Here is a 23,166-nt window from a genome sequence, read left to right on the forward strand (position 1 = left end):
GGCGTAGGGTCGATGCATGGCCACGCCCCAGACCCCCTACGACGCGGTGCTCCACGCCGCACGCGACGTGACCAGGCTGGACACCGCCCTCGACGCCGAGATGCTCGGCGCGGCGCTGCTCGGCAGCGTCTACGCGGTCGCCGAGACCGACCGCAGCCGCGCGGTGCGGGACTTCGTCGCCGGCTTCCTGGCCGCCACCTCCCGCCGCCGCACGGCCGCCGCCACCACCATCCGCTCGGTCTTCGCCGCCCTGGTGCCCGACGCCGAGGGCGCCGCCCGGGTCCGCCCCGGCGCCGCCGCGCCGCCCTGGTCCGGCCAGCTCGGCAAGGTGCACCTCACCGGCAGCTGGGCGTACGGCGACGTGTACGGCGACCAGACCTCCTACCTCGCGACCTTCGCCTACGACGACTCGGCCGGCGGCCCGGAGCACGCGCTGGTGGCCCTGGTCGACCACAACATCGGGATCACCAAGGACGTCTTCGTCGGCGGTCCCGCCGAGCGGATCCTCGAGCAGGTCCGGCAGATGTGCGCCGGCGACGAGCTGACCTGGTTCCGCGAGGAGGATCCGGCCCGGATGCACGGCGAGGTGAGCCGGCACCTGGCGGTCACCGACGACCTCGGCGAGCTGCCGGGTGAGGGCTCGCTGGCCACCGACCGGGCGCTGGTCGGCGCGCGGCTGGCGTTGCTGCCGCACGGTGCCGTCCCGCCCGCCGCCCCGGACGCCGTCGAGCCGCTCTCCAACGCCGAGCGTACGGAGCTGGTCCGGCGGTTCCTCGCCTCGCCGGAGGCGGCCCGGTTCGGCCTGGACACCATCGACGGCCCGGAGCTGGCGTCCCTGCACTTCTGCCTGAGCCTGCTGCTGGACCACGCCGCGAGCTTCCCGGACGCCGACCCGCTGCGCTGGAGCCCGGCGGTGGCCGGGTTGTTCCTGCTGGACTGGGTGCACCGGCGGGCCGTGCTGGACATGGACGACGCCGCGATGCTGCCCCGGGTGCTGCGCGGCTGGGCCGCGTACGCCGCCCGCCAGCGCGGGCTGCCCGAGCCGGCGGCGGCGCAGACCGACGCGGCGATCGAGGAGATGGTGCCGGAGTTCGCCCGGCTCTACACCACCGGCGAGCGGCGCAGCCCGGCCACCGCCGCGGTCGCCCAGTTGATGGCCGACGGCGTCGACCCGGACGACCCGGCCGCCCTGAACGCCTGGATCGAAGCCAACCGCCACCGCCTGGCCGACGACGGCGCCTGACCACCCACCCCCCCGGCGCCACCACCCGGTTGATCATGAGGTTGGCGGCACTCGAAGAGATCGACACCGACGCCAAGCTCATGATCAACGGGGCCGGACCGGGCGGGGGGTGGTCAGGGGTCGACCAGGGTGAGGTGGGTGGGGGCGGTCGAGAGGGTGAGGCGCTGGCCCCAGTCGAGGGTGAGCCGGTCGGCCTCCAGGCCGTCGGCGAAGGCCACCAGCCCGTCCGACTCGGCGACCAGGTCCAGCCGGTCGGCCGCGGCCAGCCGGCCCGCGGTGAGGCCGACCCCGGTGACCGGGGACGGCCACGCCTCCCGGACGAACCAGCAGAGCGCGGCCTCCTCCGGGGCGGGCGGCGGCGGCGCACCCGGACGGTCGCGCGCAATGGACGCGCACCAGCCGGTCGCCCCCGTACCGCTGCCGACCACCACCCCGGAGGAGGAGTGCCGCTCCCGCCGGGTCCGCCCGCTCTCGCGCACCGAGAGCAGGTAGCGGGCGGACTGGTGGGAGGCGTGTCCGACGTAGACCTCGTTGAGGCCGACCAGTTCCTGGCCGTCGTCCAGGGTGGCCCGGACCATGGTCCGGGGTCGGGTGCGGGCCGCGCCGGCCACGACCGCCGGCAGCAGGCCGGCGAGCGACCCGGCGCGGTGCCGGACCAGCACCCCGGCGTTGCGGCCCGGTTCGGGGTCCACTCCGATCACCGGCTGCCCGGCCAGGTACTTGGCGACGTTGGCCACCAGGCCGTCGGGCCCCACCGCGACCACCACGTCCTCCGGTCCGAAGAGGAACCGCGGCAGGTCGTCGCGGTCCACCGCGCCGCGCCGCCAGTCGACCGGCACGGCCGCGCCGACGGTGGTCAGCGCGGCCTGGAGGGCCTCGTGCCGGTCCACCACCTCGGCCAGGTCCCGGCCGCGTTCCCGCAGGTACCAGGCCGCCGCGGCCCCGGTGCCGTGCCGGGCCAGCAGCTCGTCCAGCTCCCTGCGCCGGCTCACCACCACCACCCGGGGTGCGAGCGTGCCGGCCCCGCCGGCGGTCGCCCGGCCGCTCACCGGGCCGGCCGCCGGGTGAGGGCCGGGCGGCACGCCGGGCCGGGTCCGATCGACGCGGGCGTCGCCCGCCGCCCGATGCCGCTCATCGGGCCGGGGCCAGCCGGGCCAGCAGGTCGGCGACCAGGTCGGGGGTGACGGTGAGCTGCCCGATCTGCGGCAGCTGCCCGGCCAGGTCCCGGACCGTCAGGGCCCGTAGCACCTCCGGCGGCAGGTCGGCGTACGCGGCCAGCTTCGCCGCCTCCGCCTCGGCCTCGGCGAGCCCGACCGCGCGCACCCCGTCGGCCCGGGCGGCGGCCAGGACCCGCTCCTTCTCCGCCTCGGCGCCGGCCAGCACCCGGGCCCGTTCGGCGGCCGCCGCGCCGGCGACCTTCTCCCGCTCGGCCTTGCCCTGCGCGGCGGCCAGTTCGGCGGCGGCGTCCAGCTCGACCCGGCGGCGGGAGTTCGCGCCGTGCTGCTCGACCAGCTGCTGCTCCCGCCGGGCCAGCTCGATCTTGTTCTGCAGCTCGTTCTCGGCGATCGAGCGTTCCTGCTCGACGGCTTGGGCGCGGCGGGCGTAGGTGGCCCGGTCGGCCTCGACCTGCACCGCCTCCCGGGTCGGCGTCTGCAGCGCGCGCTCCAGCTCGGGCTCGGGCCGGATGGCGACCACCCGGGCACTGACCACCGCCACGCCGACGTCGGCGAGCCGGGCCTCGGCCGCCAGGGCCGCCGAGACCGCCTCCCGGACCGGCGCGATGGTGGTCAGCGCCTCGGCCAGCGGCACCCGGGCGAGCAGGTCGAGCGCGGGCTGCTGGGCCAGCTCGGCGAGGAGGGTGGCCACCTGGTCGAGCGGGCGGGACCGGGCCCGACCGGTACGCGGGTCGACCGAGAAGTCGAGCCGGGCGGCGGCGAGCGCCGGGTCGGCCACCCGGTAGGTCACCGTGGCCTGCACGGTGATGTCGGCGAAGTCGCCGGTGCGGGCGTGGAAGAGCAGCGGCAGTTCCCGGTCGTCCACCGGCACCTCGCTGAGCACCGCGCGCAGCGGCCGGTACCAGAAGGAGAGCCCGGTGCCCTCCCGGCGGACCCGCCCGCCCACCTGCAACCGCACCCAGCTGGTCGGCGTCCCGCGCAGGTGGCGCAGGAAGAACCGCCTCGTCACGTCGGCCATCGCCCCCACCTCTCTCTTTTTTCGTCTCCACGACGATAAACCGTCTGCTAGATTCTCGTCAAGGTGGTGATAAAGATGGCCGAGTACCCGCCCTTCGCGGTGACCGTCGACCTGGTGGTGCTCACCGTGCGGTCCGACGAACTGAACGTGCTGCTGGTCCGGCGCGGCGTCGAGCCGTACCGGGGGCGGTGGGCGCTGCCCGGCGGCTTCGTCCACATCGACGAGGACCTACCGGAGGCCGCCGTCCGCGAGCTGACCGAGGAGACCGGCCTCGCCGAGCCCGGCGGGCACCTCGAGCAGCTCGGCACGTACGGCCGGCCGGACCGCGACCCGCGCGGCCGGGTGGTCACGGTGGCCTGGCTGGCGCTCCTGCCCGACCTCGGCAGCCCGGTCGCCGGCACCGACGCCGCCTCGACCGACTGGCTGCCGGTCGCCCGGCTCACCCCCGGGCAGCTCGCCTTCGACCACGACCGGATCCTCGCCGACGGCGTGGAGCGGGCCCGGGCGAAGCTGGAGTACACCCCGCTGGCCGCCGCGTTCTGCCCGACCGAGTTCACCGTGGCGCAGCTGCGGGCGGTCTACGAGACGGTCTGGGGCACCCGGCTCGATCCGCGCAACTTCCACCGCAAGGTGACCGGCACGCCGGGGTTCGTGGAGCCGGTGGGACGGTCCACCGAGGGGGAGCGGGGCCGCCCGGCGCAGCTGTTCCGGCGGGGTGCCGCCACGCTGCTGCATCCGCCGATGCTGCGCCCGTCCTGACCGCCCGGTTCGGGCGGGCCGGCGGCTCAGCGGAGGGTGGCGAAGACGACGCCCGCGATCAGCCCGCCGAGCCCGCCACCGGCCAGCACCTGGGCCACCGTGTGGTCCCGCAGCCGCACCCGGGACCAGCCGACCAGGGCGAGCAGCGGCACGGTGACCAGCAGCCGGGCGCCGAACGTCAGCACCAGCACGACCACCGTGCCGGCGGCAACGGCGGCGTGGATGGACATCTTCCACCAGTGGCTCACCGCCACCGCGACCACCAGGCCGAGCAGCCCGGCGGCGGTCAGCGCCAGCATCGGGCGGGGCGCGCCGAGCACCGCGAGCAGGGCCAGCCCGGCGGCCACCGAGGAGAGACCGAAGAGCAGCGGGACCCGCCGCTGCTCGCGGACGCCCACGTGGTGGTCGGTGAGCCGGCCCCGGCGCACTCCGCCGACGATGTACGCGAACGGGATGCCGCTGACGAAGAGCGTGGCGAGCAGCCCCCAGGCCAGCCCGTGCGCCGCGCCCCGGCTGCTGTGCCAGCCGACCGCGACGGTCAGCGCGGTGACCAGCACCGCGGGCGCGGTCACCTCCGTGACGATCCGGGCCAGCCGCAGCCCCGGACCGGGCCGGGCGGCGTCGGCCGGCGGGACCTCCCGGTTCACCTGCCGTGGACCGTACCCGTGGCCGGGGTCGGCGAGGTCCGCGGCGCGGGGACCGGAGCGGGCGGCTCGGCGACCGGGGAGCCGGTCCGCAGCGACGGGGTGCGCGCCGGGCGGGCGCCCGGGGGCGGCGTGCCGACCGCCGGACGCGGCCCGGGCACGGGCGACCCGGTGGACGTCGGGGCGGGGCTGCCCGCCGTGGTCGGCGTGCCGGTCGGGGTGACCACCGGGGAGGGGGTCGGGTTGTCGGGGGACGGGGTCGCGTCGTCCGGTGACGTGGGCGAGGTGGGCGACCGGGTGGCGCTGGGGCTGACCGACGCCGACGGCGAGGGCGAGGGCGACGGGCCGGTGCTCGGTGAGCTGGACGGCGACGGCCGGGGCGGCGGAGCCGTCGTACCACCGGACGGCCGCGACCGGGTCGGCGCCGGAGTCCGGGTCGGGACCGGATCGGCCGGGAACCCGGCCGGCCCCGACGGCCGGCGCGCGGCCGGCCGCCACGGGGTGGTGGCCGCCGGGCCCACGGACGGCGAGGCGGGCGGGGTGACCGCCGGCTGGCTGGTCACCGGCAGCGGGATCACCACCGGGCCGACCGACGGCGTCGGGATGAACGGGGTGCTGGTGTCCGGCAACGCGGTGCTGCCGACGGTGGCCGACCCGGTGCTGATCGCGGCCAGGATCGGCATCGACGCGGTACCGGCCAGCAGGGCCACCGTGAACAGGTAGCCCCGCGACGGGGCGGCGGAGCCGGGTACGCGGTGCGCGCCGACCACCCGGCGGTAGCCGCCGGCCGAGCGGTGCCGGCCGAGCAGCGGAGCACCCGGTCCCTCAGCTGGCTCGGACACCGCACACTCCTCGTCGTCGTCGGTCCACCGGAGACGCCGGACGGGTTGGCCCGCCCGGGAAGCGGCAAACCACTCGATCGGTGGCGATCCGCCCGCACCAGGGTGGCCCAGTGACGGTGCGTCGGCCAACCCGCTACAGCGTGTCGCCACGCGTATCTGGCCGAACGGTGACGAACCATCGCCGGATCGGTCGGGCGGCGATGGATGCGACACCGGGCGATCTGTGTAACGAAGTGGGCGGCCACGTGGGTGCGGGGCGGGCGTACTGTGGGCCCGCTCACCCTTGATGCGAATATGGACCACGACGGCAACGCAGCCGCGACCTCCGCGCACCCTCGCGGCAGGCGCGGCTCGACGCCGGCGCTCCCGAACCGGGTTCGGCCAAGAATCCGGCTCACGCCGCGCGGCAACCCCCACCGGGGCTAGGCGCGGCCGCCAGGAACCCGTCCGGCACCAGCCGGACAGGCGCACGAGTTGCGCGGCCGGGTGACCCCCCGGTGCCGACGCAGACATGACAGGGAGAGACGGATGGCAAAGGGCGACCCCGGGGTCACCACCCGCGGCCGGCGGGCCGCACCCCGGTCGAAGAAGGCCGGGGCCGGCACGGCCGGCGACCCGGAACTGGTGCAGCTGCTCACCCCGGAGGGTGAGCGGATCGAGAGCGTGACCGGGCCGGACGGCATCGAGTACCGCGTCGACTTCACCGACGAGGAGTACCGCGGGCTCTACCGCGACCTGGTGCTGGTACGGAAGCTGGACGCCGAGGCCACCGCCCTGCAGCGGCAGGGTGAGCTGGGCATCTGGGCGAGCCTGCTGGGCCAGGAGGCGGCCCAGGTCGGCTCCGGCCGGGCCCTGCGTACGCAGGACATGGCCTTCCCGACCTACCGCGAGCACGGCGTGCTCTACTGCCGGGGCATCGACCCGATCATGCCGCTCGGCCTGTTCCGCGGCGTCGACCAGGGCGGCTGGGACCCGAACGAGTTCAAGTTCAACATGTACACGATCGTGATCGGGGCGCAGACCCTGCACGCGACCGGGTACGCCATGGGCATCGCCATGGACGGCAAGACCGGCACCGACGACGGCGAGGCGGTGATTGCCTACTTCGGCGACGGCGCCACCAGCCAGGGCGACGTGAACGAGGCGTTCGTCTGGGCCGGCGTCTTCAACGCGCCGATGGTCTTCTTCTGCCAGAACAACCAGTACGCCATCTCCGAGCCGCTGGAGCGGCAGACGCGCATCCCGCTCTACCAGCGGGCCGCCGGCTTCGGCTTCCCCGGCATCCGGGTGGACGGCAACGACGTGCTGGCCACGTACGCGGTCACCCGGACCGCGCTGGACAACGCCCGGCACGGGCAGGGCCCCAGCCTGATCGAGGCGTACACCTACCGGATGGGCGCGCACACCACCTCCGACGACCCGACCCGGTACCGGATCGCCAGCGAGGTCGAGGCGTGGCAGGCCAAGGACCCGATCGCCCGGATGAAGGCGTTCCTGACCAAGCAGCAGCTGGCCGACGCGGACTTCTTCGCCGACGTCGACGAGCAGGCCCGCCGCGAGTCGGTGCACCTGCGCGAGCGGGTGCTGGCGATGCCGAACCCGGAGCCGGCCACCCTGTTCGACCACGTCTACCCCAACGGGTCCCCCCTGCTCGACGAGCAGCGGGAGCAGTTCAGCAAGTACCTGGAGTCGTTCGAGGGGAGCGCGCACTGATGGCCACGGAGACGCTCACCCTCGGCAAGGCCCTCAACACCGGCCTGCGCAGGGCCCTGGAGAACGACCCGAAGGTCGTCATCATGGGCGAGGACGTCGGCAAGCTCGGCGGCGTCTTCCGGATCACCGACGGGCTGCAGAAGGACTTCGGCGACCAGCGGGTGATCGACACCCCGCTCGCCGAGTCCGGCATCATCGGCACCGCGATCGGCCTCGCCATCCGCGGCTACCGCCCGGTCTGCGAGATCCAGTTCGACGGCTTCGTCTACCCGGCGTACGACCAGATCGTGTCGCAGGTGGCGAAGATGCACTACCGCTCGCGCGGCAAGCTGCGGATCCCGATGGTGATCCGGATCCCGTTCGGCGGCGGCATCGGCGCGGTGGAGCACCACTCGGAGTCGCCCGAGGCGTACTTCGCGCACACCGCCGGCCTGAAGGTCGTCTCCTGCGCCAACCCGCAGGACGCCTACGTGATGATCCAGCAGGCCATCGCCTCGGACGACCCGATCGTCTTCCTGGAGCCGAAACGGCGCTACTGGGAGAAGGGTCCGGTGGAGCTGGACGCGCCGCTGGCCGACGCGTACCCGCTGCACGCCTCCCGGGTGGTCCGGCCCGGCACCGACGTCACCCTGCTGGCGTACGGGCCGATGGTGCGCACCTGCCTGGACGCGGCGACCGCCGCCGCCGAGGACGGCCGGGAGCTGGAGGTCATCGACCTGCGCACGCTCTCGCCGCTCGACCTCGGCATGGTGTACGAGTCGGTCAAGCGCACCGGCCGAGCCGTGGTGGTGCACGAGGCGCCGTCCAACGTCGGTCTCGGCGCGGAGCTGGCAGCCCGGATCACCGAGGAGTGCTTCTACTCCCTGGAGTCCCCGGTGCTGCGGGTGACCGGCTTCGACACCCCCTACCCGGCCGCCCGGGTGGAGGAGGAGTACCTGCCCGACCTCGACCGGGTGCTCGACGCCGTCGACCGCACCTTCGGCTGGTGATCGGCATGTCCCGGATCAAGGAGTTCAACCTGCCCGACCTGGGCGAGGGTCTCACCGAGGGCGAGATCCTCAGCTGGCTGGTCAAGGTGGGCGACACCATCGAGCTGAACCAGCCCATCGTCGAGGTGGAGACGGCCAAGGCGGCCGTGGAGATCCCGGCGAAGTGGGCCGGCCGGGTGCAGGCGATCTTCCACCCGGAGGGCACCACGGTGGAGGTCGGCACCCCGATCATCGCGATCGACACCGACCCGGGCGCCGGGCCGGTGGAGACGCCGGACGCGCCGTCGACCGGCGACCTGCCCACCCCGTCGGCGGCCTCGCTGGCCGCGGTCGAGGTGGCGCCCGCCGAGGGCATGGTCGAGCCGGGCCTGATCGGCGGTCCCGCCCCGGGCGGCCGGACCGCCGTGCTGGTCGGCTACGGCCCGCGTACCACCGCCGCAAAGCGCCGCCCGCGAAAGGGCGACGTCCCGGCGCAGGCCCAGCCGGCCACGGCCGCCGCGGCGCCGGTGCAGCCGGCGCCGCCCGCGCCGGTCGAGGCCACCCCGCCCGCCGGCCGCAACGGCCACCCCGGCGCCGCCCCCGGCGGGCTGGTGCTGGCCAAGCCGCCGGTGCGCAAGCTCGCCAAGGACCTGGGCGTCGACCTCGCCACCCTGACCGGGTCGGGCCCGCTGGGCTCGATCACCCGGGAGGACGTGCAGCGGGCGGCGGCCGACGCCACGGCGGCGGCCGAGCCGGTCGCGGCGACGCGGCCGGCCAGCGCGGCCGCGAGCTTCGGCGCGGACCGCGAGCAGCGCATCCCGGTCAAGGGGGTACGCAAGCTCACCGCCGAGAACATGGTCCGGTCGGCGTTCACCGCGCCGCACGTGACGGAGTTCCTGACCGTCGACATGACCCGGTCGATGAAGGCCCTGGACCGGCTGCGCAACCGGCGGGAGTGGCGGGACGTGCGCGTCTCGCCGCTGCTGCTGGTGGCCAAGGCGGTGCTGCTGGCGGTCCAGCGGCACCCGATGGTGAACTCCACCTGGGCCGGCGACGAGATCGTGGTCAAGGAGTACGTCAACCTGGGCATCGCGGCGGCCACCGAGCGGGGGCTGATCGTGCCGAACATCAAGGACGCCGGCCGGCTCTCGCTGCGCGAGCTGGCGGACGCGATGACCGACCTGGTGCAGACGGCGAAGGCCGGCCGCACCTCGCCGGCCGACATGTCCGGCGGCACCCTGACCATCACCAACGTCGGGGTGTTCGGGGTGGACACCGGCACGCCGATCCTGCCGCCGGGCGAGTCGGCGATCCTGGCCTTCGGCGCGGTCCGCGAGATGCCCTGGGTGCACAAGGGCAAGGTCCGCCCGCGCCAGGTCACCACGCTGGGCCTGTCGTTCGACCACCGGATCATCGACGGCGAGCTCGGCTCGAAGTTCCTGCGCGACGTCGGTGACTTCCTGGCCGACCCGGAGGCGGCGCTGCTCGCCTGGACCTGACCGTTCCGACACCAGGCCACGGCCGGTGTGCCCGGGGTTGACGCCCGGCACACCGGCCGTGACCGTTAGGGAAACGGAAACGTCGGCGAGAGCGCCCGCCAACCTTTGATTGTTAGGCAGGTGTCTCAGCTCACCTAAGAATCGATGGAAGTTGGCGGCGTTCTGCGGTTCAATAGAGACACGACGGGCTGACAACCGAATAGCCAGGAGGAGACCGCCATGAGCATGATCGACCGAATCCGGAACCGCCGCGACGCCCACCGCCGCGCCCGTGCCATCGAGCACGCGCTGCGCTCGGCCAACTCGCCCGCGGTCCGCAACGAGATCCTCGCCATCGCCCAGCGTCACATGAGCTGACGACGCTCCACGACTTTCCTCACCTCCTCCAGATCGATGACCCGCCCGGTCCGCCGGGCGGGTCATCGGCGTTTCACACCCCTCGGCACCGGGATTCCACCTCGCCGCAGCGCCCGGTACGGTGGGGCTCGGTCATCGCCCGTCGACCCGGACCGGGTCGGGCCGATAGAAGCTGCTCGACACCGTACGGCGACGCGGAGTGACGACCGAGTGCTCCCCGGGCGCCCCTGGGCCGCCACCGGATACGGTGCGGGGAGCCGGCACGGCCGGTACCGCCGGCGACGCCGGCAGCCCTGCCGAGCAGACCGATCGGCACCGGCGGCCGACATGTGATGGAGGAGGCGCACGCATGACGTCCGAGGGCCCGCACCACCCCGGCCAGGAGCCGGACGAGGTGTCGCCGGGCGCCGGCGGACCGGCGCCGTACGGCGACCGGCCGGCGCAGCAGCACACCGGATACGGCGTGGCCACGCCCGACCTGGGCTGGGCGCCGCCACCCCCCGCGCAGCCGGGCCCGCCCGCTCCGGCCTGGCCCGCGTCCCACGAACAGCCGCAGCACGCCCGCGGCACCGCCCAGCCGCCGCAGCAGGGCGAACCGGGCGCCTGGAACCCGCCCGGTGACGCACAGCCCGGCTGGCACGCCCAGGGTGAGCAGCCCGGCCAGCAGCCCTGGGCCGCCGGCGGCTCCCCGGAGCAGCCCGGGTGGCCGCAGGGCGAGCAGTCGGCCCCGGCCTGGGCACAGCCCGGCCCGGCCGCCCGCGGCGCCGCCCAGGTCCCGGCCCCCGACGCCTGGCCCGCCCACGACGGCGGCACCGCCGGCCAGGAATCGGCGCAGTCCGGCGGCTGGCACACCGACCCCGCCCGGCAGGACGACCGCCCGCAGCAGCCCGACTGGGCCGCCGCGCCGCAGCAGGACGACCCGGCCCGCTCCGGCGGCTGGGCCGGCACGCACCAGGACGAGCAGCCCGCCTGGGCGCAGCCCGAGCCGGCCGCCCGGGGTGCCGCGCAGGTGCCGCCGGCCGCGCCGGCCTGGGCCGGGCAGGACGAGCCGGCCCCCTCGGCCGGCTGGAACGCCGAGCCGCGGCCGGAGCAGTCCGGCGGCTGGGCCACCGGGCAGCAGGACGACCACCCCCGGCAGCCCGACTGGGCCGCCGCGCCGCAGCAGGACGACCCGGCCCGCTCCGGCGGCTGGGCCGGCACGCAGCAGGACGAGCAGCCGCGGCAGGCCGACTGGGGAGCGCCGGACGACCGGTCCCCGGCCGGCTGGGAGGCTCCCGCCGAGCAGCGCCCGGGCGGCGCCTGGGATGGCCCTGCCGACGACCCGGCACCCGACGAGCCCGGCGGGTGGGGTGCCACCACCGCGCCGCCGCCCGCCGACCGGCCGGAACAGCACGGCTGGACGCCGGCCGAGTCGACCTCCACCCCACCGGCGCGGGCCACCGCGTCCGTGCCCGGCGACGGCGGACCGCAAGCCTGGTCCCCGGATGCCGGGCAGCCGCCGCAGTGGAACGGTGCCGACCGGCCGGCCGGCCCGGACGTCGACCTGCCCTCCCGCACGCCGAGCATCCCGAACGTCGAGCCGTGGGACGCCGCCGAGGCGTGGGGCCGAGCCGGGGCCGAGCCGGCCCGGGGCGGCAACGACCGGGAGACCGACCGGCCCGAGCAGCCCCCCGTCTACCAGCCCGCCCCCGGGCCCGGCATCTCGCCGGCCAACGCCGTGCCGCTGCCCCCGCAGGAGCAGCGGGTGCCGGGCGCCAGCCTGGCCGCCGCGCCGCCGGCCGACTACTCTCCGCCCGCCCAGTTCGCCCCGGAGCAGCCGGCCTACGCGGAGCAGTCCGCCCGGGACGGCGGCGCGCCGGCGTACGAGCGGGATCAGCCGGGTTGGGGGCCGGCCGGATCGCGGCACGAGGAGCCGCAGTCCCCGGCCGGTCCGGTGGTGCCCACCCCGCGTACCTCCCCGGAGGCGGCCGAGCCCGCGGCCGGCGCCGTCTCGGCGAGCGCCTCGGTGCCGCTGGCCAGCCGGGTGATGCCCCCGACCGACCAGGCGCTGCGCCCGACCGGTACGCCCACGCCGCAGCCCCGGGTGTACGGCCGGCCGGCCCGCCCGGAGCAGTCGGACGAGCCGGAGCCGGTCGAGCAGGACGCGTCCCGGCCCGAGCACGCCCCGCCGCCCCGGTTCGACCAGGCGCCGGAGCCGCGCTTCGACGACCGGTCGCCGGTCGGGCCGAACGGCTTCGACGACCGGCGCGCAGCCGGCCCGAACGGCTTCGCCGGTGCCGCGCCGGTGACACCGGCCTCCCCGGCGCCGCCGCCGGCGTTCCCGCCCGGGATGCCCTCCTTCGTCGACGCGCCGGCGAACAACCGGCCGGTGAACGGGGTGCGGCCACACCCCGGCGCCGACCGTCCGGCCGACCACTTCGGCGGTCCGGCCGACCACTTCGGCGCTCCGGCCGGCGGTGGTGCCGCAGTCGGTGGCGCCGCGGTGGGTGCCCCGCCCGGTTACGGTCCCGTCCCCACTTCCGGTGCGGCCCCGGGTGGCGGCTTCCCACCGTCGTTCCCGCCGCCTCCGCAGCAGCCGGCCGGCCCGTCCTGGGACCAGGCTCCGGCGGAGCAGAACCGGTTCGACACGTTCAAGCCGGAGGCGGAGCCGAAGACCGAGGCGCCCACCCCCAAGGTGCGCAACGGCCGGGTGCTCGCCGCCGTGCTGGTCGCCGCCGTGCTGATCCTGGCCGTGCCGCTGGGCCTGCTGACGCTGCTCGGCAAGGTCGGCGGTGACGAGCCGGCACCGGCCTACGAGGTGGGCACCTGCGTCAAACAGGCGGGCACCGGCGCCGCCGAGGTCGACTGCGGCGAAGCCGGCGCCTTCACCATCGTCTCCAAGGTGGACGCCAAGGAGAAGTGCGACCCGGCGCAGCCGCACGTCGTGCTCGCCGGCGACGGGCCCAACCGGGTGCTCTGCCTGAAGCCGGCCGGGCAGTAACCGCACGGACACGACCGGCGGCGGGGCCACGGGTGACCGTGGCCCCGCCGCCGTTTTCCGGCCCGGACGCGACCTGGCCGTCCGCGGGCCGGATGTGACCGAGCCCGCCCGGGGTACGGGCCGAAACAACGGGTGCCGTCCGGCAGACTGCGATATGAGCGGCAAGATCGTCATTGCCGGCTTATGGCGTACCGCATGGTCTAACGACCTCTGCTACCTTCGCGCTCATGACCGCCATGCACGGGCCGCTCGACCCGTCCCGTTGCGCCGCGCTCTAGTCGAGGTCGGGAAGCTGCTTGACGAGCACGCCGACGGCTCTCGCCGGATCGTCGGCGCGGACGGCACCGACGATCCGGCGACCCGCGCCGGCGGCTCGAGCTGACCATCCGCGCCGAGCTCGCCCGCGAGGAGGTCGAGAACCTCTCCCGGCGCGTGAGCCGCGCGAAGAAATACCGCCGCGCCGAGGGCGTACGGCTCGGAGGGGCAGCCCCGTACGGCCTGTGTATCGCCGACGGCAAGCTCGCGCACGACGCGGAGGCCTACCCGGTCGCCCGGCGCATCGCCGACGAGCTACTCACCGGCTCGACGTTCTGGGCCGTCACAAAGCGGCTCAACGCCGAGGGCGTGCCGTCGCCGCGTGACAGGACGTGGGGCGTCGGCAGCGTCTCTGCGATGGTCCGCTCGCCCGGCTTCGCCGGCCTGCAGTCGATCCGTGAGAAGACGCCATCCGGCCGATGGCGGCACACGGCCGAGGTCTATCGCGACGAGCACGGGCAGACCGTCAGCGTCGGCGAGGGCGTGATCACGCCCGACGAGCGCGCCCGCATCCTGCGCTCGCTCGAGGAGCGTTCGACGACCGTCGTCCGCGAGTCCGGCTTCGTCCGGCGCACGGGCGCAATGCTCGGCGAGGTACTCCGCTGCACCGACTGTGGCGCAGGAACCGTTCAGAGCGGAGCCGTCGGAAAGAAGGTCTACCGCTGCGGCGCGTACGGCAACGGCAAGGGCTGCGCCGGCTTCACCGCGCCGACCGCCGAGACCGACGACGCCGTCTCGCACCGCGCCGACCGTCGGCACCGCCGCGACCATCCTTGTCGGCGACGACGCCTACCCGGCCGTTGTCGTCCGCTCGACGCCGGCCGCTGTGACCGTCCGGCGCGTCGAGGCCGTCCGCGAGCGGCGCAACGCTGAGCGGACCGCGATCGTCGGCGTCGGTGACCTCTCGCGCCCGGTCGGCCCGCCGGAGGTGTACCGCCTCCGCGACGGCCGCTACCGCACCGCCTCGGCGTCGCTGGTGCTCGGCGAGGCCGCCTCCCGCGTGCCGTTGCCTGCGCCACGTCGGGCCGGATGGTCGCCGCTTGTGCGGCAGGATGGGCCTATGAGTGCACGCGTGCGAGCGCCCGAGCTCCGAGGTCGCGGGTGGTTGAACACCGGCGGGAAGACCCTCAGCTTGGCCGACCTTCGAGGTCGTATAACCGTTCTAGACTTCTGGACCTTCTGCTGTATCAACTGCCTGCACGTACTCGACGAGCTGCGCCCGCTGGAGGAGAAGTACGGCGACGTGCTCGTCGTGATCGGCGTGCACTCACCGAAGTTCGAGCACGAGAAGGACGCGGACGCCCTCGCGGCGGCGGTCGAGCGGTACGGCGTGCACCACCCGGTGCTCGACGACCCGGAACTCGGCATGTGGCAGCAGTACGCGGCCCGGGCCTGGCCGACCCTGTCGGTGATCGACCCTGAGGGCTACGTGGTGGCCACCATGGCCGGCGAGGGGCACGCCGAAGGGCTGGCCCGGCTGATCGACGAGCTGATCGCCACCCACGAGGCCAAGGGCACCCTGCACCGCGGCGACGGCCCGTACGTGCCGCCGGCCGAGCCGGAGACCACGCTGCGCTTCCCCGGCAAGGCGGTGCTGCTGGAGAACGGCAACCTGCTGGTCTCGGATTCGGCCCGGCACTCGCTGGCCGAGCTGGCGCCGGACGGCGAGACGCTGGTCCGCCGGATCGGCTCGGGCAGCCGCGGCCGGGCCGACGGTCCGGCCGAGGCCGCCGGGTTCTCCGAGCCGCAGGGGCTCTGCCTGCTCCCCACGCACGTCGCCGAGCTGGCCGGCTACGACCTGGTCGTCGCGGACACCGTCAACCACCTGCTGCGCGGCGTACGCCTGGCCACCGGCGAGGTGGTCACCGTGGCCGGCACCGGGCGGCAGTGGCGCGCCACGGTCGACGACCACGCCCACGACGCGCTGGCCGTGGACCTCTCCTCCCCCTGGGACCTGGCCTGGTACGACGACAAGGTGGTCGTCGCGATGGCCGGCATCCACCAGCTCTGGTGGTTCGACCCGGTGAAGCGGACCGCCGGCATGTACGCGGGCACCACCGTCGAGGCGCTGCGCGACGGCCCGCTGGCCGACGCCTGGATGGCCCAGCCCTCCGGCCTCTCCGTCTCCGCCGACGGCACCCGGCTCTGGGTCGCCGACAGCGAGACCAGCGCCATCCGCTACGTCGAGGGCGGCGTCCTGGGCACCGCCGTCGGCCAGGGCCTCTTCGACTTCGGCCACGTTGACGGGCCGGCCGCTTCGGCGCTGCTCCAGCACCCGCTCGGGGTCTGCGCGCTGCCGGACGGCTCGGTGCTGATCGCCGACACCTACAACGGCGCCGTCCGCCGCTACGACCCGGCGAGCGACCAGGTCTCCACCGTCGCCGACGGGCTCGCCGAGCCGAGCGACCTGGTGCTCACCCCGGAGGGCGAGGTGCTGGTGGTGGAGTCCGCCGCGCACCGTCTGACCCGGTTGGCTCCGGGTGCGCTCACCGCCGCCGGGGCGAGCACGGTGGACGGCCCCCGGCACCGCGCCGAGCGGCAGCCGACCGACGTCGCGGCCGGCGAGCTGACGCTGGACGTCATCTTCACCCCCGCGCCGGGGCAGAAGCTGGACGAGACGTACGGCCCGTCCACCCGGCTGGTGGTCTCGGCCTCCCCGCCGGAGCTGCTGGTCGAGGGGGCGGGCACCGGCACCGAGCTGTCCCGCCGGCTGGTGGTCAACGGCGACGTCGGCGGCGGTGTGCTCCAGGTGACCGCGCAGGCGGCGACCTGCGACGCCGACGTCGAGCACGCGGCCTGCCACCTGACCCGCCAGGACTGGGGCGTGCCGGTCCGGGTGGTCGACGGCGCCGCCACCCGCCTCCCCCTGGTCCTCCGCGGCCTCGACAGCTGACCCCGGGCGAGGGACCTGGGTCAGGCGAACGGCTCGAGCGTGACCCCGGCGTCGATCAGGGCGGCGCGGACCAGCTCGGCGGCGGCCACCGCACCGGGTTTGTCGCCGTGCAGGCAGATCGACTCCACCTGGCACGGGATCACGGTGCCGTCGATGGCCACGACGGTGCGCTCGGTGGCCATCCGGACGGCCCGGGCGGCCACCTCCTCCGGGTCGGTGATCAGCGCACCGAAGGCGGTGCGCGGCACCAGCGAGCCGTTCGGCAGGTAGCCCCGGTCGGCGAACCCCTCGGCCACCGCCCGCAGCCCGGCGCCGACCGCGAGCTGGGCGAGCACCGAGCCGGGCGAGCAGAGCACCGGGAGGTCGTGGTCGTACTCGCTGACCGCGGCGACCAGCGCCGCGGCCTGTGACTCGTCGCGGGCCGCGGCGTGGTAGAGCGCGCCGTGCGGCTTGAGGTAGCGGACCCGGGTGCGGAACGCCCGGCAGAACGCGTCCAGGGCGCCGAGCTGGTAGGTGACCTCGTCGCGCAGGTCGGAGAAGGCGTACGCGATGTGCCGGCGGCCGAACCCGGCGAGGTCCCGGTAGCCGACCTGGGCGCCGATCGCGACTCCCCGCTGGACGGCCGCGGCGCAGACCCGGCGCATGGTGGACGGGTCGCCGCCGTGGAAGCCGCAGGCGACGTTGGCGGAGGTGACCAGACTCAGCAGCGCCTCGTCGTCACCGAGCCGCCAGATGCCGAAACCCTCGCCGAGGTCAGCGTTGAGGTCCATGAAATGTCACCGTAGTGCCTGGCCGGGCCTGCGCGAGCGGGGTCACGTCGTCCACCACCCCGACGACCGGGTACCCGCCGGTGGTCGGATGGTCGGCGAGGAAGACCAGCGGCTGGCCATCCGGCGGCACCTGCACCGCGCCGAGGACGAGCCCTTCGCTGGGCAGTTCCGCGGCCACCGCGCGGGGCAGCGGCGCGCCGGTGAGCCGCGCGCCGACCCGGTTGCTCAGCGGGCTCACCGCGTACGCCGTGCGGAGCAGCAGGTCCAGCGCCGCCGGAGTGAACCAGTCGTGCCGGGGGCCGAGCCGCAGTGTCAGCCGCAGTTCGTCCGGGGCGGGCGGGCCGACGGTCAGGTCCACCGGGGCGGGTGGCCCGAGCGGGGTGCCCAGCGGCAGCCGGTCCCCGTCGCGCAGCGGCGGCGGGCCGAGCCCGGAGAGGGTGTCGGTGGACCGGCTGCCGAGCACCGGTTCGACGGCGATCCCGCCGCCGACCGCGAGCCAGTTGCGCAGCCCGTCGGGGGGCGGACCGATCCGCAGCACCGCGCCCGCCGGCAGCGACAGCGGCCGGCCCACGTCGCCGGGGCGCCCGGCGACCCGGACGGCAGTGCCGGCGCCCGTCACCGCGACCGTGGCGGCCCGGGTGAACCGGAGGTCGCAGCCGGTCAGCGTGATCTCCAGGCCGGCCGCCGACTCCGGGTTGCCGACCAGCCGGTTGGCCAGCCGCAGCGCCGCCGGGTCGAGCGCGCCGGACCGGGGTACGCCGAGGTGCGCCCAGCCGGGCCGGCCCAGGTCCTGCACGGTGGTGAGCGCACCGGCCCGGAGCACCTCGACCGCCGCGGTCATCCGGCCACCAGGCGCACCTCGGTGCCGGGGGTGAGCCGGGCCGGCGGATCGGCCCGCACGTCGAAGAGGGCCATCCCGGTGCGCCCGACCAGCAGCCAGCCGCCCGGTGACGCGCTCGGGTAGATCCCGGCGTACGGGCCGGCCAGGGCGACCGAGCCGGCCGGCACCCGGGGGCGGGGAGTGGGCAGCCGGGGCACGGCCAGCTCGGCCGGCAGCCCGGTCAGGTACGCGAACCCGGGCGCGAAGCCGCAGAAGGCCACCCGGAACTCGGTCTCCCGCAGCCGCCGCACCACCGCCGGCACGTCCAGGCCCCAGTGGCCGGCGACGACGGGCAGGTCCTCCCCGTCGTACGTCACCGGGACCTCGACCGGCGCGGCGGCGGCCGTGGTGGTGGCCGGTCGCGGGGTCCAGCCGGCGATCAGCGCGGCGGTCGCCGCCGGGTCGGGCACGCCGTCGAGCAGGACGGTGGCGGCCGCCGGCACGATCTCGACGGCGGCCAGCTCGCCGCGGTCCCGTCGGCGCCACAGCTCGGCCCGCCACCCCTCCACCTGGTCGGGGTGGTCGCAGTCGAGCAGCAGGGCGTGCGCCCCGACGGGTCGGATCCGCATCCCGTCATCCTCGCGGATCCGGGCCGGACGGCGGGAGGGTGCCGGCTCCCGCCAGGGAGTGACCGGTCACACTACCAACAAGTAACCTACGGTGCCGTAACCTGTTGGCGTGACCACCTCCGCACCGCTTCGGCTCAAGCCGGTCGACATCGGTAAACCCCGGATGCGCGGCTGGCTGCACACCTACGCGTTCTTCGTCGCGCTCGTCTGCGGGATCGTGCTCTGCTCGATCGCCGCCACCCGGCCCGGCTGGGCGCCGCTGGCCAGCTGCCTCGTCTACAGCCTGACGGTGTGCGGGCTCTTCGGCACCAGCGCCCTCTACCACCGTCGGGTGTGGTCGGAGCGCGGCTACCAGCTCATGCGCCGGCTGGACCACTCGATGATCTTCTTGTTCATCGCCGGCACCTACACGCCGTTCTGTGTGCTGCTGCTGGACTTCCGGCCGGCCGTGATCATGCTGTCGCTGGTCTGGGGTGGCGCCCTGGCCGGGGTGGCCCTCAAGCTGGTCTGGCCGCACGCGCCCCGCTGGGTCTCCGCGCCGCTCTACCTGGCCCTCGGGTGGGTGTCGGTCGCGATGCTGCCGGACATCCTGCACGAGGGCGGAGTGGCCGCGCTGGTGCTGCTGATCGTCGGCGGCGCCAGCTACAGCGCCGGCGCCGTCTTCTACGCGCTACGCCGACCCAACCCGTGGCCCACCGTCTTCGGTCACCACGAGTTCTTCCACGCCTGCACCCTGCTCGCCGCGATCTGCCACCACATCGCCATCTACTTCGCGCTCTTCGCCTAGGCGGACGCACACCGGGGGCCCCGCCAGGTGGCGGAGCCCCCGGACGAGGGGTTGGCGTGGAGCCCTCAGACCGTCCGGCCCGGCCGGCGCACCTCGCGGTACTCCTGCACGACCCGGTCGTCCTGCACCGGCACGACCCGCTCGGCGACCACCCGGTCCTCCCGGGCGGGGGTGGCGACCACGGTGCGCCGCCGCGAGTTCCAGACGTAGAGGGTGACGAGCAGGCCGGCGACCCCGGCGAGCATCAGCACCCAGCCGACGACGCTCAGGTCGAGCCAGCCCAGATCCGCCTGCACGGCGAACGCGAAGATCGCACCCAGTGCGATCAGGAAGATGCTGCCACCAATGCCCATTTCGTCGCCTCCTCGGCTGTAGCTGGCGTTTCCCTCCGCCGCGGCCATCGGTGAGGTTGCGGCATCCATCGACTTACCCCGGCGCTGTGATCGCCAATCGGGCAAGCTGTGGACATGACGGACGCGCACGCCGAGGAACGGACGCTGGTGCTGCTCCGGCACTCGAAGGCCGAGCCGCCCGACGAGGACGGGCCGGACGTCAACCGCCCGTTGTCCGCACGTGGGCGGGCCGACGCCGCCGCGGCCGGCGCCTGGCTGGCCCGGCACGGCCTGCTGCCGGACGTGGTGATCTGCTCGGCCGCGCGGCGTACCCGGCAGACCTGGCACCAGGTGGCGATGGGCATGACCGGCACCCCACCGGAGGGCGGTCCGGCCGGCCCCGCCCCCGCGGTCCACTACGAAGCCGACGCCTACGAGGCGCAGCCGGAGGACCTGCTGGCCCTGGTACGACGGGTGGACCCGGCCGCCCGGACGGTGCTGCTGGTCGCCCACAACCCGGGCGTCTCGCTCTTCTCCGCGCTGCTCGACCCGGTGCGGGCGGAGCAGGACGGGCTGCGCACCAGCGACCTGGTGGTGCACCGGACCGGCGCGCCGTGGGCGGAGTTGGGCCGGGGTTCGGCCGCGATCGCCGACCGGCACACCGCCCGCGGCTGAGCCGGTCGACGCCGCGGGGCGACTCCGCCGGATGCGTGGGCGAGCTGGCCCGGTGCGTGGACGTGGACGAGCCACCCGCCCGGTGCTCGGCGGGTGGCTCGGGGCCGCTGGTGGCGGCGTTCAGGAGGGCTTGCCGTCAGGTGTCTGCCGGCCGGCTCAGGAGGGCGGCGCGGTCGGCGGCGGCGGATCGGGTGGGGGCGGCATCATCGCGGTCGGATGCGACAGCCGGTTCTCCTCCACGATCAGCGTCCGCGCCCGCTTGCGGCGGTCCTGCCAGAACCAGAGCGTGGTGAGCAGTACGGCCAGCCCGGCCAGGATGAACACCCAGCCGACCGCGCGCAGGTCGAGCCACCAGACGTTGGCCCTGATGGCGAAGGTCAGGATCGCACCGACGGCGATCAGGAAGATCCCGCTACCAATGCCCATGTGCGCTGCACTCCCCCGTGCGGTGGCTCTGGGCGTCCTCTGACGTGGTCCCGCGACGGTTACCCGCGAGGCCCGAGCACTATCCGGCCCGACGTCCTCGAATAGCCGTGAGCAGCGCCGTCGGCGAGCGCTCGCCGACGGCGCAGCGTGACGGACACACCCCGGGTCCCCCCTGCACGATCCGTAATCATCCAGGGCGACCAGCGAACCACCCGGCGGGAGCCGAACCGGGCATCCGGGCCTTCAACGGGCGATCAGGAGCGACTGTCGGCCGCCTCCGACGCGAAGACGCCGACGGCCGGCGGGCTGGTGCCCGCCGGCCGTCGATGCCGGGGTCAGTGCCGGGTCGCACCGGCCGCGCCGGGGCGCGGCACGGCGTGCCTCAGAAGGCCTCCTCCGGGAGGTCCATGATCTCCAGGTCGGCGCCCTCGATGATCCGCCGGTCGGCGCCGATGCGGGGCAGCACCTCGCGGGCGAAGAACCGGGCGGCGGCCACCTTGCCGGTGTAGAACGCCTTGTCGGCCGCGGACACCTCGCCGTTCAGCGCCCGCAGCGCCACGTCGGCCTGCCGCTGGAGCAGCCAGCCGACCACCAGGTCGCCGATCGCCAGCAGGAACCGGCGGCTGCTCAGGCCGACCTTGTAGAGGGCCCGGGTGTCGCCGCCCTGGGCCTCGCCCAGCCAGCCGGTCATCACGCCGAGGATGTTCTGGATCTCGGCGAGCGCCTTGCCCAGCGCCTGCCGCTCCTCCTTGAGCTGGCCGTTGCCGCCCTCGGTGGTGATGAACTCCTGGATCTCGCCGGCCACCGCCATCAGGGCCTTGCCGTTGTCCCGGACGATCTTCCGGAAGATCAGGTCCAGGCTCTGGATCGCGGTGGTGCCCTCGTAGAGGGTGTCGATCTTGGCGTCCCGGACGTACTGCTCCAGCGGGTAGTCCTGGAGGAAGCCGGAGCCGCCGAAGGTCTGCAGCGACTCGTGGCCGAGCAGCTCGTACGCCCGCTCCGAACCGACGCCCTTGACCAGCGGCAGCAGCAGGTCGTTGACCCGCTTGGCCAGCTTCGTGGCCTTCTCGTCGCCGGCCGCCTCGGCGATGGCGACCTTGTCCTGCCAGGAGGCGGTGTAGAGGACCAGCGCGCGCAGACCCTCGGCGTACGACTTCTGCAGCAGCAGCGAGCGGCGCACGTCCGGGTGGTGGGTGATGGTCACCCGCGGCGCGGTCTTGTCGGCCTGCTGGACGAGGTCGGCGCCCTGCACCCGGTTCTTGGCGTACTCGAGGGCGTTCAGGTAGCCGGTGGAGAGGGTGGCGATGGCCTTGGTGCCGACCATCATCCGGGCGTACTCGATGATCATGAACATCTGCCGGATGCCGTCGTGCTTGTCGCCCAGCAGCCAGCCCTTGGCCGGCACGCCGTGCTCGCCGAAGGTCATCTCGCAGGTGTTCGAGACCTTGATGCCCATCTTGTGCTCGACGTTGGTGGCGAAGACGCCGTTGCGCTCGCCAAGCTCGCCGGTCTCCTCGTCGAAGTGGTACTTCGGCACCACGAAGAGCGACAGGCCCTTGGTGCCCGGGCCGCCCACGCCCTCGACGCCGACCGGACGGGCCAGCACGTAGTGCACGATGTTGTCGGTCAGGTCGTGCTCGCCAGAGGTGATGAAGCGCTTCACGCCCTCGATGTGCCACGAGCCGTCCGGCTGCGGGATGGCCCGGGTGCGACCGGCGCCCACGTCCGAGCCGGCGTCCGGCTCGGTGAGCACCATGGTGGAGCCCCACTGCTTGTCGATGAAGAGCTTGGCCCACTTCTTCTGCTGCTCGGTGCCTTCGACGTGCAGCACGTGCGCGAAGGACGGGCCGGAGGCGTACATCCAGACCGGGGCGTTCGAGCCGAGGACCAGTTCGGCGAGCGCCCACCACAGGGCCCGCGGGGCGTTCGTGCCGTCCAGCTCCGGCGGGAGGTCGAGCCGCCAGAACTCGGACTCCATGAAGGCCCGGTACGACTTCTTGAACGACTCCGGCAGCGGCGCGGTGTGCGCGGCCGGGTCGAAGACCGGTGGGTTGCGGTCGCTGTCCGTGTAGCTGGCGGCCAGGTCCTCGCGGGCGAGGCGGTCGACCTCGGCGAGGAAGCTGCGCGCGGTGTCGATGTCGAGATCCGAGTACGGCTCCTGGCCGAACGCCCGGTCCGCTCCGAAGACCTCGAAGAGGTTGAACTCGAGGTCCCGAAGGTTGCTCTTGTAGTGGGTCATGCTCGCTGGCCCCGCTTCCGGACAGGTGTTACCGATCAGTAACCCCGACTCTATTACTCGCGGGTAGGGACGACAACCCGCT

At 74.8% G+C, this 23,166-nt stretch carries 22 protein-coding genes; 13 read left to right on the top strand and 9 right to left on the bottom strand.

The genetic code is table 11. The annotated features are described in order from the left end of the window. Positions 1-16: 16 nt before the first annotated feature. Positions 17-1,243 (top strand): hypothetical protein, encoded by a 1,227-nt coding sequence (locus ACVCAH_RS05675; protein ID WP_447134958.1) that lies wholly within the window; start codon positions 17-19, stop codon positions 1,241-1,243. A 113-nt stretch (positions 1,244-1,356) separates the two neighbouring features. On the opposite strand, the gene ACVCAH_RS05680 is transcribed toward ACVCAH_RS05675, so the two are convergent. Further along, positions 1,357-2,292: a hypothetical protein gene (locus ACVCAH_RS05680; protein WP_447134959.1), complete on the bottom strand. Its 936-nt coding sequence runs from the start codon at positions 2,290-2,292 to the stop codon at positions 1,357-1,359. A gap of 82 nt (positions 2,293-2,374) precedes the next feature. Continuing rightward, a complete protein-coding gene (locus ACVCAH_RS05685; RefSeq protein ID WP_447134960.1) occupies positions 2,375-3,436 on the bottom strand; it encodes an SPFH domain-containing protein in 1,062 nt (353 codons plus the stop codon). Between the two features lie 75 nt (positions 3,437-3,511). On the opposite strand from ACVCAH_RS05685, the gene ACVCAH_RS05690 reads away from it, so the two are divergent. Then, entirely contained in the window at positions 3,512-4,195 is a 684-nt protein-coding gene (locus tag ACVCAH_RS05690) for an NUDIX hydrolase (protein WP_447134961.1), read from the top strand. A gap of 26 nt (positions 4,196-4,221) precedes the next feature. Here ACVCAH_RS05690 and ACVCAH_RS05695 read toward each other — a convergent pair whose 3' ends face one another. Beyond that, positions 4,222-4,842 (bottom strand): phosphoesterase PA-phosphatase, encoded by a 621-nt coding sequence (locus ACVCAH_RS05695; protein WP_447134962.1) that lies wholly within the window; start codon positions 4,840-4,842, stop codon positions 4,222-4,224. 18 nt (positions 4,843-4,860) lie between these two features. On the opposite strand from ACVCAH_RS05695, the gene ACVCAH_RS05700 reads away from it, so the two are divergent. The 9 genes from ACVCAH_RS05700 (at position 4,861) to ACVCAH_RS05740 (ending at position 16,406) form a co-directional block, all read left to right on the top strand. Then, positions 4,861-5,562 carry a hypothetical protein gene (locus tag ACVCAH_RS05700; protein ID WP_447134963.1) on the top strand — a complete coding sequence of 234 codons (702 nt, stop codon included), beginning with the start codon at positions 4,861-4,863 and terminating at the stop codon, positions 5,560-5,562. A gap of 647 nt (positions 5,563-6,209) precedes the next feature. Continuing rightward, positions 6,210-7,394: a pyruvate dehydrogenase (acetyl-transferring) E1 component subunit alpha gene (pdhA, locus tag ACVCAH_RS05705; protein WP_447134964.1), complete on the top strand. Its 1,185-nt coding sequence runs from the start codon at positions 6,210-6,212 to the stop codon at positions 7,392-7,394. After that, a complete protein-coding gene (locus tag ACVCAH_RS05710) occupies positions 7,394-8,383 on the top strand; it encodes an alpha-ketoacid dehydrogenase subunit beta (RefSeq protein WP_447134965.1) in 990 nt (329 codons plus the stop codon). Before pdhA ends, ACVCAH_RS05710 begins: the two co-directional genes overlap by 1 nt. A 5-nt stretch (positions 8,384-8,388) precedes the next feature. Next, complete coding sequence (locus ACVCAH_RS05715) at positions 8,389-9,861, top strand: dihydrolipoamide acetyltransferase family protein (protein WP_447135050.1); 1,473 nt, start codon at positions 8,389-8,391, stop codon at positions 9,859-9,861. A 219-nt stretch (positions 9,862-10,080) separates the two neighbouring features. Next, positions 10,081-10,218, top strand: coding sequence for a hypothetical protein (locus ACVCAH_RS05720; RefSeq protein WP_447134966.1), 138 nt, complete (start codon positions 10,081-10,083; stop codon positions 10,216-10,218). 349 nt (positions 10,219-10,567) lie between these two features. After that, positions 10,568-13,198 (top strand): LppU/SCO3897 family protein, encoded by a 2,631-nt coding sequence (locus tag ACVCAH_RS05725; RefSeq protein ID WP_447134967.1) that lies wholly within the window; start codon positions 10,568-10,570, stop codon positions 13,196-13,198. Positions 13,199-13,352: 154 nt separating this feature from the next. Beyond that, the gene (locus ACVCAH_RS05730; RefSeq protein WP_447134968.1) at positions 13,353-13,580 is read left to right on the top strand and encodes a hypothetical protein; all 228 of its coding nucleotides are present in this window, start codon (positions 13,353-13,355) and stop codon (positions 13,578-13,580) included. 50 nt (positions 13,581-13,630) lie between these two features. Then, positions 13,631-14,386, top strand: coding sequence for a recombinase family protein (locus ACVCAH_RS05735; protein WP_447134969.1), 756 nt, complete (start codon positions 13,631-13,633; stop codon positions 14,384-14,386). Positions 14,387-14,573: 187 nt separating this feature from the next. Further along, on the top strand, positions 14,574-16,406 hold the full coding sequence (locus ACVCAH_RS05740; protein ID WP_447134970.1) for an NHL domain-containing thioredoxin family protein: 1,833 nt from the start codon (positions 14,574-14,576) through the stop codon (positions 16,404-16,406). 20 nt (positions 16,407-16,426) lie between these two features. Here the strand turns inward: ACVCAH_RS05740 and ACVCAH_RS05745 are convergent, their stop codons facing one another. The 3 genes from ACVCAH_RS05745 to ACVCAH_RS05755 are packed head-to-tail and all read right to left on the bottom strand — an operon-like array spanning position 16,427 to position 18,625. Next, positions 16,427-17,176 carry a LamB/YcsF family protein gene (locus ACVCAH_RS05745; RefSeq protein WP_447134971.1) on the bottom strand — a complete coding sequence of 250 codons (750 nt, stop codon included), beginning with the start codon at positions 17,174-17,176 and terminating at the stop codon, positions 16,427-16,429. Further along, positions 17,160-18,017 carry a 5-oxoprolinase subunit C family protein gene (locus ACVCAH_RS05750; protein WP_447134972.1) on the bottom strand — a complete coding sequence of 286 codons (858 nt, stop codon included), beginning with the start codon at positions 18,015-18,017 and terminating at the stop codon, positions 17,160-17,162. Before ACVCAH_RS05750 ends, ACVCAH_RS05745 begins: the two co-directional genes overlap by 17 nt. Next, positions 18,014-18,625 (bottom strand): 5-oxoprolinase subunit B family protein, encoded by a 612-nt coding sequence (locus tag ACVCAH_RS05755; protein WP_447134973.1) that lies wholly within the window; start codon positions 18,623-18,625, stop codon positions 18,014-18,016. Before ACVCAH_RS05755 ends, ACVCAH_RS05750 begins: the two co-directional genes overlap by 4 nt. Before the next feature lie 109 nt (positions 18,626-18,734). On the opposite strand from ACVCAH_RS05755, the gene trhA reads away from it, so the two are divergent. Further along, complete coding sequence (gene trhA / locus ACVCAH_RS05760; RefSeq protein WP_447134974.1) at positions 18,735-19,412, top strand: PAQR family membrane homeostasis protein TrhA; 678 nt, start codon at positions 18,735-18,737, stop codon at positions 19,410-19,412. Between the two features lie 65 nt (positions 19,413-19,477). Here the strand turns inward: trhA and ACVCAH_RS05765 are convergent, their stop codons facing one another. Beyond that, entirely contained in the window at positions 19,478-19,765 is a 288-nt protein-coding gene (locus tag ACVCAH_RS05765; protein WP_447134975.1) for a DUF6458 family protein, read from the bottom strand. A gap of 114 nt (positions 19,766-19,879) precedes the next feature. On the opposite strand from ACVCAH_RS05765, the gene ACVCAH_RS05770 reads away from it, so the two are divergent. Further along, complete coding sequence (locus tag ACVCAH_RS05770; RefSeq protein ID WP_447134976.1) at positions 19,880-20,419, top strand: SixA phosphatase family protein; 540 nt, start codon at positions 19,880-19,882, stop codon at positions 20,417-20,419. Positions 20,420-20,575: 156 nt separating this feature from the next. Here the strand turns inward: ACVCAH_RS05770 and ACVCAH_RS05775 are convergent, their stop codons facing one another. Further along, positions 20,576-20,845 (bottom strand): DUF6458 family protein, encoded by a 270-nt coding sequence (locus ACVCAH_RS05775; protein WP_155329506.1) that lies wholly within the window; start codon positions 20,843-20,845, stop codon positions 20,576-20,578. A gap of 382 nt (positions 20,846-21,227) precedes the next feature. Beyond that, positions 21,228-23,084 (bottom strand): acyl-CoA dehydrogenase, encoded by a 1,857-nt coding sequence (locus ACVCAH_RS05780; RefSeq protein WP_447134977.1) that lies wholly within the window; start codon positions 23,082-23,084, stop codon positions 21,228-21,230. Positions 23,085-23,166 lie beyond the last annotated feature (82 nt).

Source organism: Micromonospora sp. LZ34 (assembly GCF_052981855.1).

What these genes read in the sequence shown, in the direction of transcription:
- ACVCAH_RS05780 (WP_447134977.1), bottom strand. Translation starts at nt 23,084, where the DNA reads ATGACCCACTACAAGAGCAACCTTCGGGACCTCGAGTTCAACCTCTTC.
- ACVCAH_RS05740 (WP_447134970.1), top strand. Translation starts at nt 14,574, where the DNA reads ATGAGTGCACGCGTGCGAGCGCCCGAGCTCCGAGGTCGCGGGTGGTTG.
- ACVCAH_RS05775 (WP_155329506.1), bottom strand. Translation starts at nt 20,845, where the DNA reads ATGGGCATTGGTAGCGGGATCTTCCTGATCGCCGTCGGTGCGATCCTG.
- ACVCAH_RS05730 (WP_447134968.1), top strand. Translation starts at nt 13,353, where the DNA reads ATGAGCGGCAAGATCGTCATTGCCGGCTTATGGCGTACCGCATGGTCT.
- ACVCAH_RS05690 (WP_447134961.1), top strand. Translation starts at nt 3,512, where the DNA reads ATGGCCGAGTACCCGCCCTTCGCGGTGACCGTCGACCTGGTGGTGCTC.
- ACVCAH_RS05765 (WP_447134975.1), bottom strand. Translation starts at nt 19,765, where the DNA reads ATGGGCATTGGTGGCAGCATCTTCCTGATCGCACTGGGTGCGATCTTC.
- ACVCAH_RS05770 (WP_447134976.1), top strand. Translation starts at nt 19,880, where the DNA reads ATGACGGACGCGCACGCCGAGGAACGGACGCTGGTGCTGCTCCGGCAC.
- ACVCAH_RS05715 (WP_447135050.1), top strand. Translation starts at nt 8,389, where the DNA reads ATGTCCCGGATCAAGGAGTTCAACCTGCCCGACCTGGGCGAGGGTCTC.
- ACVCAH_RS05685 (WP_447134960.1), bottom strand. Translation starts at nt 3,436, where the DNA reads ATGGCCGACGTGACGAGGCGGTTCTTCCTGCGCCACCTGCGCGGGACG.
- pdhA (WP_447134964.1), top strand. Translation starts at nt 6,210, where the DNA reads ATGGCAAAGGGCGACCCCGGGGTCACCACCCGCGGCCGGCGGGCCGCA.
- ACVCAH_RS05755 (WP_447134973.1), bottom strand. Translation starts at nt 18,625, where the DNA reads ATGCGGATCCGACCCGTCGGGGCGCACGCCCTGCTGCTCGACTGCGAC.
- ACVCAH_RS05710 (WP_447134965.1), top strand. Translation starts at nt 7,394, where the DNA reads ATGGCCACGGAGACGCTCACCCTCGGCAAGGCCCTCAACACCGGCCTG.
- ACVCAH_RS05745 (WP_447134971.1), bottom strand. Translation starts at nt 17,176, where the DNA reads ATGGACCTCAACGCTGACCTCGGCGAGGGTTTCGGCATCTGGCGGCTC.
- ACVCAH_RS05750 (WP_447134972.1), bottom strand. Translation starts at nt 18,017, where the DNA reads ATGACCGCGGCGGTCGAGGTGCTCCGGGCCGGTGCGCTCACCACCGTG.
- ACVCAH_RS05725 (WP_447134967.1), top strand. Translation starts at nt 10,568, where the DNA reads ATGACGTCCGAGGGCCCGCACCACCCCGGCCAGGAGCCGGACGAGGTG.
- ACVCAH_RS05675 (WP_447134958.1), top strand. Translation starts at nt 17, where the DNA reads ATGGCCACGCCCCAGACCCCCTACGACGCGGTGCTCCACGCCGCACGC.
- ACVCAH_RS05720 (WP_447134966.1), top strand. Translation starts at nt 10,081, where the DNA reads ATGAGCATGATCGACCGAATCCGGAACCGCCGCGACGCCCACCGCCGC.